Origin of the sequence: Herbaspirillum sp. B65 (assembly GCF_000333555.1) — a bacterium.
Classification (GTDB): domain Bacteria; phylum Pseudomonadota; class Gammaproteobacteria; order Burkholderiales; family Burkholderiaceae_D; genus Herbaspirillum; species Herbaspirillum rubrisubalbicans.
In genome coordinates this window covers 1-9,530 of record NZ_BADI01000657.1, presented here as the reverse complement: position 1 = coordinate 9,530, position 9,530 = coordinate 1, and the positions used below count along the sequence as shown (strand labels likewise).

General features: G+C 60.3%; 8 protein-coding genes and 3 pseudogenes. 5 read left to right on the top strand and 6 right to left on the bottom strand.

The window, feature by feature from the left end:
- Positions 1–340: 340 nt before the first annotated feature.
- From puuE to I5W_RS15555, 5 genes are all read right to left on the bottom strand, one after another.
- A complete protein-coding gene (gene puuE, locus I5W_RS15575; RefSeq protein ID WP_017449689.1) occupies positions 341–1,273 on the bottom strand; it encodes an allantoinase PuuE in 933 nt (310 codons plus the stop codon).
- 70 nt (positions 1,274–1,343) lie between these two features.
- Entirely contained in the window at positions 1,344–2,078 is a 735-nt protein-coding gene (locus I5W_RS15570; protein ID WP_044529911.1) for an aspartate/glutamate racemase family protein, read from the bottom strand.
- Positions 2,079–2,116: 38 nt separating this feature from the next.
- The gene (locus tag I5W_RS15565) at positions 2,117–3,562 is read right to left on the bottom strand and encodes an NCS1 family nucleobase:cation symporter-1 (RefSeq protein ID WP_044529910.1); all 1,446 of its coding nucleotides are present in this window, start codon (positions 3,560–3,562) and stop codon (positions 2,117–2,119) included.
- Between the two features lie 253 nt (positions 3,563–3,815).
- Entirely contained in the window at positions 3,816–4,556 is a 741-nt protein-coding gene (locus I5W_RS15560) for a GntR family transcriptional regulator (protein ID WP_044529909.1), read from the bottom strand.
- 442 nt (positions 4,557–4,998) lie between these two features.
- Positions 4,999–6,057, bottom strand: a complete 1,059-nt coding sequence (locus I5W_RS15555) for an adenosine deaminase (protein WP_044529908.1) — start codon at positions 6,055–6,057, stop codon at positions 4,999–5,001.
- Positions 6,058–6,358: 301 nt separating this feature from the next.
- Between I5W_RS15555 and I5W_RS15550 the strand changes: the two genes are divergently transcribed.
- The 5 genes and pseudogenes from I5W_RS15550 to I5W_RS31365 form a co-directional block, all read left to right on the top strand.
- On the top strand, positions 6,359–6,904 hold the full coding sequence (locus I5W_RS15550) for a hypothetical protein (protein ID WP_050010678.1): 546 nt from the start codon (positions 6,359–6,361) through the stop codon (positions 6,902–6,904).
- A gap of 236 nt (positions 6,905–7,140) precedes the next feature.
- Positions 7,141–7,485, top strand: a pseudogene (locus tag I5W_RS34250) (AraC family ligand binding domain-containing protein); the annotation flags it as partial.
- A gap of 139 nt (positions 7,486–7,624) precedes the next feature.
- Positions 7,625–7,810: pseudogene (locus I5W_RS34245) on the top strand (hypothetical protein); the annotation flags it as partial.
- Between the two features lie 220 nt (positions 7,811–8,030).
- On the top strand, positions 8,031–8,642 hold the full coding sequence (locus I5W_RS15540; protein ID WP_044529906.1) for a LysE family translocator: 612 nt from the start codon (positions 8,031–8,033) through the stop codon (positions 8,640–8,642).
- Between the two features lie 55 nt (positions 8,643–8,697).
- Positions 8,698–8,817, top strand: a pseudogene (locus I5W_RS31365) (IS5/IS1182 family transposase); the annotation flags it as partial.
- A gap of 39 nt (positions 8,818–8,856) precedes the next feature.
- Here I5W_RS31365 and I5W_RS15535 read toward each other — a convergent pair.
- Entirely contained in the window at positions 8,857–9,258 is a 402-nt protein-coding gene (locus I5W_RS15535) for a DUF1842 domain-containing protein (RefSeq protein ID WP_017449680.1), read from the bottom strand.
- Positions 9,259–9,530: the final 272 nt, after the last annotated feature.

The following is a 9,530-nucleotide window of genomic DNA, read 5'->3' as shown; positions in this document are numbered from 1 at the left end:
ATCAAAACGGATCAGAAAAATAGTCGGAGCGAAGCGACTCTATTTTTCCCGTTTTGATGTGCACTGACGCGGGGACCCTCCGAAGGAGGGCGGGGTAGTAGCGGTCGCCTTCTTTTGCTTACTTTTCTTGGCGAGACAAGAAAAGTGAGCGGCTGCCGGGCCGCCCCCGGCGCTCCGCTTCGACCGGAGAAAGAACACAATTAAGCTAGAGCGCACATAAGTTTTCCGTGCAGACTACCCAAAACCTAAAACCAAAAATACCGCCCCAAAAAAACCAAGGCGGTATTATTTATTTAAAAAAAACAGAAAACTAAGTATCAACAACCAAAACCCTTAGTGTTCAGCGCTCCGCAAAAGGATGCGTCTTCTTCCAATGCTCGGCAATATCAATCCGCCGGCAAATCCAGACCTTGTCATGCGACTGCACATAGTCAAGGAATCGCTGCAAGGCCCGGAACCGCCCCGGCCGTCCCAGCAAGCGGCAATGCATCCCGATGGAAAGCATCTTCGGCGCTTCCTCGCCCTCCTCATAGAGCACATCGAAGCTATCCTTCAGATACTGATAGAAATGCTCACTGGTATTGAACCCCTGTGGCGTCGCAAACCGCATATCGTTCGAATCCAACGTATAAGGCACCACCAGATGCGGCGCCTTCACCCCATCACCGGTCTCGACCTCCGTCCAGAACGGCAGGTCATCCCCGTAATAATCCGAGTCATAGGCAAAGCCTCCATGCTCCACCACCAGCTGCCGCGTATTGGGCGAATCCCGCCCCGTATACCAGCCCAACGGCGCGCTCCCCGTCAGCTCCCGGAAAATCTGCACCGCCTCACGCATATGCGCACGCTCGGTCTCGATATCGATGTTCTGGTAATGGATCCAGCGCAAACCATGGCACGCAATCTCATGCCCCAGATCCAGGAAAGCCTGCGTCACATCCGGTGAACGCTGCAAGGCCATGGCGATGCCAAACACCGTCATCGGCAGACCGCGCTTCTCGAACTCGCGCAAAATGCGCCACACGCCTACCCGCGAGCCATATTCATAGATCGACTCCATCGACATGTGCCGCGCCGGATAAGCCGCCGCACCGACGATCTCGGAGAGGAATTGTTCGGAGGCCGCATCGCCGTGCAGCACGCAATTCTCGCCGCCTTCTTCATAGTTCAGCACGAATTGCAGCGCCACGCGCGCCTGGCCAGGCCAGCGCGCGTGCGGCGGGTTGCGGCCATAGCCGGCCAGGTCGCGGGGATAGGTGGATTGCTGTGACATAAGATCTTCGATGAGCTGTCAAGAAAGAGAATCGCAGCGCCACCAGCAGCGCTGCCTTGGAAATCCGGTATCAGGAGCGTGCAAAGCCGCTCAACAAGCCATGATAAGCCTTGGGCAAGGGCTGCGCCCACTCGCCACGCTTGGCCGTGCCCAGGCCCAGCGCCACCAGTGATTCTGCCAGTTTCACGGCGGCAGTGACGCCGTCGATGACCGGCGCGCCGATGTCGCGCCCGATGGCCGCGCACAGCTCAGCCATGCCGGCACACCCCAGGACGATGGCTTGGGCGTCATCCTCGGCCAGCGCGCGACGGCATTCTTCGGTGATGCGCGCGCGGGCGTCGGAGGCGGGGTTTTCCAGTTCCAGTACGGCAATCTCGCAGGCGCGCACGTTGCGGCAGAAACGCTGCATTCCGTAACGTTCGGCCAGATGCCAGGCCATGCCGCTGGTGCGGCCCAGCGTGGTGACGACCGAGAAGGCGGGGGCGATCAGGCTGGCCATGTGCATGGCAGCTTCGGCAATCCCGATCACCGGGCCACGGGCCAGTTCGCGTGCCGCCGCCAAGCCCGGGTCGCCGAAGCAGGCGATGACGTAGGCGTCGTATCCGTCACGCTCGCCTTGGTCGATTTCCTGTAGCAGGCCGGGGACGGCCAGCGCTTCGTCGTAATGGCTTTCGATGGAGGCTGGGCCCATCTGCGGACTGACGCCCGTGATCTCGGTGCCGGGCGCGGCCACCGTGCGGGCGCAGGCGGTCATGGCCGCCGTCATGCTCATGGTGGTGTTGGGATTGATCAGCTTGATGCGCATGGGATTTCCTTGGTGACTCTGTTTCTTTGCGTGAGTGCTTAACGCTTGCGCACGAACATCAGGTAGAACACCGCGCCCAGAGCAGCGCCGATGAACCACGAAAAGTCGGCCGCCTTGCGCAGTTGCGGCAGCATCACGCAGGCCACGCAGACGGCGGCGGCCAGGATCAGGGCCTTGACCGCGTCGCGGTTGACGCCATTGGTGTACCAGTAGCGGCCTTCGGGACGCAGGGTGTAGAGATCCTCGACCTTGACCTGGCGTTGTTTGACCAGGTAGTAGTCGGCCAGCAGGATGCCGTACAGCGGGCCGATGAAGCCACCCAGCACGTCCAGCGTGTAGTGGATCACTTCGGGATTGCCGAACAGGTTCCAGGGCGTAATGAAGATCGAGGCCGTGGCGGCGATCATGCCGCCGGCGCGCCAGCTGATGCGGCTGGGCGAGAGGTTGGAGAAGTCGAACGCGGCCGAGACGAAATTGGCGACGATGTTGATGCCGATGGTAGCGACCAGGAAGGTCAGCGCGCCGATCACGGCCGCGGTGGTGCTATCGATGCGGGAGACGGTTTCCACCGGGTCGGTGATGAGTTCGCCGAAGACGGCGATGGTGGCAGAAGTCGTCACTACGGTGACAATCGAGAAGGCCAGGAAGTTGACAGGAAGGCCCCAGAAGTTACCGCGCTTCACATCGGCGAAGGTATGGCAGTAGCGGGAGAAGTCGCCGAAGTTGAGCATCGGCCCGGAGAAGTAGGAGACCACCAGCGAGATGGCCGTGATCATCACCGACACCGCCGCCCAGCCGCTGTACTTGATCTCGCCCAGGTTCAGGCCGACGTTTTGCCAGCCAGCCTTGTAGATCATCCAGCCGGCCAGGATGAACATCACCACATAGACGGCGGGGCCGGCGAAGTCGATGAACTTCTTGATGGTTTCCATGCCGTTCCAGAACACCAGCGCCTGCATCACCCACAGCAGCAGGAAGCCGCCCCAGCCCAGCGCCGAAAGGCCGGCGAAGGAATGGACGTGGACGTCGGCATAGGGTTTGAGTTCGGGGAAGAATTTCAGCACCACCACCACGAAGGCGGCCGAGGCCAGGTAGGTCTGGATGCCGTACCAGGCCACGGCGATCAGGCCGCGGATCATGGCCGGCACGTTGGCGCCCAAGACGCCGAAGGACAGCCGGCTCATCACCGGATAGGGCACACCATGCGCCTGGCTGGGACGCGCCACCAGGTTGCATAGCAGATAGACGATGCTGATGCCGATCAGCAGCGAGATGAGCACCTGCCAACTGGTCAGGCCCAGCGCGAACAGGCTGCCGGCGAACACGTAGCCGCCCACGCTGTGGACGTCGGACATCCAGAAGGCAAAGATGTTGTAGGAACCCCAGGTCTGCTTCTTCAGCGGGGCGAGGTCTTCATTGGTCAGGCGCGCATCGTCGGCGCCGCTGTGGTAGCTGCTGGCTGCGGGGGAAGAGTCGGTCGTCATGCGGATCTCCATCAGAGAGAAAGCTTTGAGGGAACGAATCACGCCCGGCGATGGCCGGGCAGTTCGATGGACTTCCTGTATGCTCTTGTCGGCATAGTGGTGGTCACACGGTCATTACTGTCATGAGCCGCGCGACGTGGCCCTTTTTTAGAACGCATCTCACGCCTATTGATGAAATGAGTTCTAAGTTCTTTCTTCCAATTTCCTAACTTTTCGTCATGTCAAAAGTTAGTGTTGCGCGCCGGCCCGTGGGTTACAGTCCCTTGCCCAGTACGGCGCGCAGATCGAATTGATCATCCGCATCCGGCCGTACCCGGTCCTCGCACAAATGCAAGTGGTGTGCCATATGCTCCTGGGCGGCTTCGATGTCGCCTTTTTCCAGGGCTTCCAGCACGGTCTCGTGTTCGTCGAAGGAGCAGGCGTTGTGGCCTGGCGCCTCCGTTTTGGCAATCATCAGCGTGGTGCGCGAGACCAGCTTGCGCAGGGTTTCCACCAGCAGGGCATTGCCGGTCAGTTCCGCCAGCGCCAGGTGGAACTGGGCGGAAAGCCTGATCCAGCGCGGCCGGTCGCCGTTGAGGTAACAGTCTCTTTCTTCTTCCACCATGCGCCGCAGGCTGGCGATCTGGCGCGTGCCGGCCTGGCGTCCAACCTTTTCCAGTACCGCATGTTCGAGGATGTTGCGCAGCTCGAACATATCGCGCACCTCGGTGTGCGAGGGGCTGGCGATGAAGGCGCCACGATTGGCTTCCAGGTCCACCATGCCCTCCGAGGCCAGGCGCGACAGCACCTTGCGCACCGTGTGGCGGGCCGTGTCGTAGATCTGGCACAGGGTCTGCTCGGTCAGCTTGGTACGCGGCGGCAGGCGATGTTCCATGATCGCGTCGTAGATGTCCTGGTACATCCTTTCCTCGACCGCTCCGGTGCTTTCACGCTCGCGCGCAGTGGCGCGCGCAGGGACGGCGGGGGAGCGGGCAGTCTTGTTGGCTTTGTTCATGATGCTCGTGCTCTGGCTGGGGTTGATCTCTGGAGGGGCTTGCCGGTCAACAACGAGGCGCATGGATCGTCAACAATCTTGGAAATAATTTGCAACAAAATGGGGCTCATTCTGCACCAAAAAGAAAAGAGTGTGTCCTTCTTTGGGTCGCCAATGGTCCGAATTTCGATGCTGCGACGCAGCGCTGTTTCCCTTTCCTGCCCCGCGGGCCAATGGTGGAATTGATGCTGCATAGCGTAATCTCTGCTTCCAAAATTGTTGTCAATTTATGCCGGGATTGCGGCAAAAACGAAGGGGGTGGGCGTCGGCTGGATACGACAATTTGTGTACAGCAGCGTCGCCAATCCCGCTGAACACCTATGCAAGAAGCGTGCTTGACCGGAGTCCAGACAAAAACGCCCGGCACGAGGCCGGGCGGACGGTGCGATGCAGGACGGGGCAATCAGTGCGCAGCGGCGTACTGTTCCAGTTCCTGATGCAGCGTGGCTTTGTCTTCATCGCTGAGGAAGCAGGCATCGATGCCATTACGCGCCAGTTGCAGCACCTGCTCGCGCGAGAGGTTCAGTGAACGGGCCACGGCCTGGTAGTTGGCATTCATATAGCCACCGAAGTAGGCCGGATCGTCGGAATTGACGGTCACCGCCAGGCCGGCTTGCAGCAGGCGCGCCAGGTTGTGCTCGGCCATGTCCTTGACCACGCACAGTTTCAGGTTCGACAGCGGGCACACCGTCAGCGGCGTGCGCTGCTGTGCCAGGCGCTGCATCAGGGCCGGGTCTTCCTCGCTGCGTACGCCATGGTCGATGCGTTCCACGTGCAGTACGTCCAGCGCACCGATGACGTAGGCGGCCGGGCCTTCTTCACCGGCATGGGCCACCAGGCGGAAGCCCAGTTCGCGGCAGCGGGCATAGACGCGTTCGAATTTTTCCGGCGGGTTGCCGCGCTCGGAAGAGTCCAGGCCGATACCCAGCCACAGGTCGGCATATTGTTCGCGCAGCGGCAGTGCCGCTTCCAGGGTGGCAAAGGCGTCTTCTTCGGACAGGTGGCGCAGGAAGGACATGATCATGACGCTGCCAAAGCCGTCGCGGCGGCGCGCATCGCGCAGGGCGCGGGCGATGCCGGCGAACACGGTGGCCATCGCAATACCGCGTTCGGTGTGGGTCTGCGGGTCGAAGAAGATTTCGGCATGACGCACGTTATCGGCTTGGGCGCGGGCAATGTAGGCGGCCGTCATGTCGTAGAAGTCCTGTTCGGTGCGCAGCACGTTGGCGCCGGCGTAATACAGGTCGAGAAAGGATTGCAGATCGCTGAAGTTGTAGGCGGCGCGCAACTCTTCCACCGAGGCGTAGGGCAGCGCGACACCGTTGCGCTGGGCCAGGGCGAACATCAGCTCGGGTTCCAGCGTGCCTTCGATGTGCAGGTGCAGTTCGGTTTTCGGCATGGCGGCGATGAAGCCGTCCAGTGCGATGCCGCTGGCGGATGAGGAAATGACTGCTGAGCTCATGGAAACGATCCTTCAAAAATGGCGGAAACAGGGGAGGCGGGTGCCGAGGCTATCCCCAGCAGGTGGTGCGACATGTCATCGCGCCGATGTGGCCGCCTTCCAGACCTCGCATTATCACGCAAATCCCGTACCTGCCTCTACAAAGGTAACGACGAGTAGCAGGCTGAACCAATGGCGCGCGGCAGGCTCTGAGCAGCAGCGCACATGGGGCCTGCGAGGCGGGACTTGGGCAGAGATGCAAGGAAATCTCGCCAGCAATGGGCAAGACATGATTAAATGCTAAGCTTCTTGGGGAAAACGAATGCGCAAGATGATCAGGGGTACCATGCAGTGGGTGTTGGGTGGCACGATGCTGGCGACCATGGCCGGCTGTTCCATGATGCCGTGGACCGAAGCGGAAGATCCGACGGTGGTGCCGTACAAGACCATCCTGAGCGGTTCTTACCAGGGCTTCCTGAGGAACTGGGATGAGCAGCGCCAGCCGGTCTTCTGCGCCCTGATCCGCAGTCGTGCCGAATGGGACCACTGGATGCTGCCGGCTCCGGTCATGGACGACAAGCGCCCCTTCGGCCCCTCGCCCGATCATTTCGAACGCAAGCAATACCTGGTGGTGGCCCGCACCATGAGCGCCCCCGATGCCGCCGAACGTCCGCATGTCTTCACACCCCTGTCGGTGCGCCTGCGCGACGGGACATTGCGCCTGAACTACCTCTATCGTGCTCCAGCGTCCGGCGCATCCTATCGCATCAAGGATTACTTGATGGTGTCCATTCCCAAGGAACGGTTCACCACGGGGCCGGTGGTGTTTTATGAGAATGACCGGAAAGTATGTGAAGTGGAGCGCTGACGCTCCCACGCTGCCTCGCGTCATGCAAGGCCCCGGTTTCAATCGCGGCTTTGCATTGGCAAGGGCGCTTGCGGCAGGGCGTTCGCCAAGAGCTCTCGATTCGTTGCTTGAAGAGAATGTTTGCTAAGGTTTTCGGCGGAAAACTAAAATAATTCTCTTCCCATTTTCTTCTCTGTGCATGAGAGGCCTTCTTGCAGGAAGCTCCATTCAGAATTCTGACGTGCGCCAGACAGGACATGCAGATGGTGTTTGCGGACACCGACCACCATTTTGGCAAGCACACCCATGAGCAGTTCGGTGTGGGACTCATCTTGCGGGGTGCTCAGAAATCGGCGAGTCAATGTGGCGTGGTGGAAGCTACCGCGGGCGATATCATCACAGTCAACCCGGAAGAAGTGCATGACGGTACCCCTCTGGGAGAGGGGGGCCGCGCATGGCAGATGCTCTATCTTGACGTGGCAGTGGTGCAAGCGACTGTCGCCGATCTGAACGAAACCGGCCCTCGTACGTGCATGGAGTTCCCGCAACCACGCAGACGCGATCCCGCGCTGACCAGGATTTTTCGGCACCATGTCCAGGCCGTCACCCGATCCTCCTCAGATTGGACTTTGCCAGGCGATGAAAGCCTGCTGTTGCTGCTCCAGGCCCTCTTACGGCCGGCTTGTCCCAAGCCAGGTTACGCAGACTTGAGGGCCATCACGCGGGCCAAATCCTGGATCGATGAACAGCCTGCCCATGGCTGGACGCTGGTCGAACTGGCTCGCGAGGCGGATCTCAGCCGGGTTTCAATTCATCCGGCATTTCGACCGCGCCACTGGACTGACCCCTCATGCCTACATCGTGCAAAGACGCATCCATCTAGCGCGGCAGATGATCCGGCAGGGTTGCAGCTTGCGGGATGGTGCAACCTCTGCGGGCTTTGCCGATCAGAGTCACATGACACGTCATTTCGTCCGCAGCTTCCGGGCTGTCGCCAGGGGGCCTATGCAAGGGCGGTATCAGGCGCTCGGCAAGGCCTGCAATTCCTTTCAAGACTTGGCCGTGCGTGCAGGTCATCATGATCCTTCCACGGGCTGCTGCCGGCCATCGCCCGCAGCAGCCTTCATCTACCTTGGGAGGCGCTGGTATGCACACGGAATTCCTGATCACATCGCTCATCGTCGTGGCTTCTCCTGGAACCGGGGCGCTGGTGACCTTGAACGCCGGGCTTTCCCATGGCACGCGGGCGGCCATGGTGGCGGCAACGGGCTGCACCCTGGGTATCATTCCCCACATGTTGCTGGCCATCACCGGGCTGGCCACGGTCTTGCACAGTAGCCCCTTCTGTTTCGAGTTGATCCAGTATGCGGGCGTACTGTATTTGCTTCGCATGGCCTGGTTGGTCATGAAGGAAAAGAATCTGCTGAGCGTCGAGCGCGTGCAGCGGCCGCAGACCTATTACGAGATCATCCAGAATGCGGTGCTGGTCAACTTTCTCAACCCAAAGCTCTCGATCTTTTTCCTCGCTTTTCTGCCGCAGTTCATCCGTAGCGACGATATCTCTCCCATGTGGTCCATGCTGTCCATGTCGCTGGTGTTCATGGCCATGACCCTGGCGATCTTCGCCCTCTACGGATGGTTCGCTGCTGCCGTGCGCGACCGTGTTCTGCGTAGTCACAGAGCAATGCTTTGGTTGCGCCGCAGTTTTGCCGCTGCCTTTGTCGCTCTGGGTGTCAGGCTGGCGCTGGCGCAGCGATGAGCGCTGCGCCGAGTTCGACCAATAGTACAAAGAAGGAGCGCGATCCCGAGATGCGTTGGGTGAAAGGATGACGGCCCGGCGTTCCGATGGTCAAGTGGCAGAGCTGCAAGTGCGTGCTGCCATCTTGAACCGCTTCAGTATGCAGGGCCGTCGGTGCACGGTGGCTGTGGTGTAAATCCGTTTGGGGAGAGGGGAGCCTCGCCCTGTTCAGGATTTATGCAACAGCGCCATCCACTATCTTCACATCACACTTGTAGGTATGGGTACCTACAGTGAATTGGCCTTGGCCAGTCCAGTCTGCACCCAAGCCGAAGCTAGCGGAGAACGGAGCGAGGTAGGTGCCGATCGCCGGCGGGGCGACGGACACAGCAGCCTCGCCATGAACGGCGCCGACGCGTGTGATGTGGCCAAAGCCAGTGCTATGCATGGCGCCGGTAGCCGGGGCGGTGAAGGTCGGGGAGTGCTGCGTGCCTTCCAGGATGGAGCCATGTGCCTGGCCGTGCAGAGCGCCGGTGGAGGCATTGACCGTGACGGCCAGCGTCATGGAGCCTGCTCCAGTCATGCCTTTTTCGGGAGTGAAGCTCAGCTTGAGCAAATACAGACCTGTCTTTTCCATAAGAAAATCTCCATTGAATTCAACAGCGTTGATGTGACTTCAAATCGCCGTCCCAAGCCGAGCAGGCGCCGATCAGGTCTGCTTGGTCCAGCCGGAACAAACGATACGGACCCCTCGTGCTGCGAATCTGAATCACATCAGCCACGCGCAGGGCGGTGATGGATCAAATTTTCTCCCCGAGGGAGGGAAGGTGGTTCGCCCCTCGCTTATCGTGATAACGAGGGGGCATTTCTTGAGGCTTACTTAAATTAGCGACGGATCGGTCGCTATTT

What these genes read in the sequence shown, in the direction of transcription:
- puuE (WP_017449689.1), bottom strand. Translation starts at nt 1,273, where the DNA reads ATGTCACAGCAATCCACCTATCCCCGCGACCTGGCCGGCTATGGCCGC.
- I5W_RS15570 (WP_044529911.1), bottom strand. Translation starts at nt 2,078, where the DNA reads ATGCGCATCAAGCTGATCAATCCCAACACCACCATGAGCATGACGGCG.
- I5W_RS15565 (WP_044529910.1), bottom strand. Translation starts at nt 3,562, where the DNA reads ATGACGACCGACTCTTCCCCCGCAGCCAGCAGCTACCACAGCGGCGCC.
- I5W_RS15560 (WP_044529909.1), bottom strand. Translation starts at nt 4,556, where the DNA reads ATGAACAAAGCCAACAAGACTGCCCGCTCCCCCGCCGTCCCTGCGCGC.
- I5W_RS15555 (WP_044529908.1), bottom strand. Translation starts at nt 6,057, where the DNA reads ATGAGCTCAGCAGTCATTTCCTCATCCGCCAGCGGCATCGCACTGGAC.
- I5W_RS15550 (WP_050010678.1), top strand. Translation starts at nt 6,359, where the DNA reads ATGCGCAAGATGATCAGGGGTACCATGCAGTGGGTGTTGGGTGGCACG.
- I5W_RS15540 (WP_044529906.1), top strand. Translation starts at nt 8,031, where the DNA reads ATGCACACGGAATTCCTGATCACATCGCTCATCGTCGTGGCTTCTCCT.
- I5W_RS15535 (WP_017449680.1), bottom strand. Translation starts at nt 9,258, where the DNA reads ATGGAAAAGACAGGTCTGTATTTGCTCAAGCTGAGCTTCACTCCCGAA.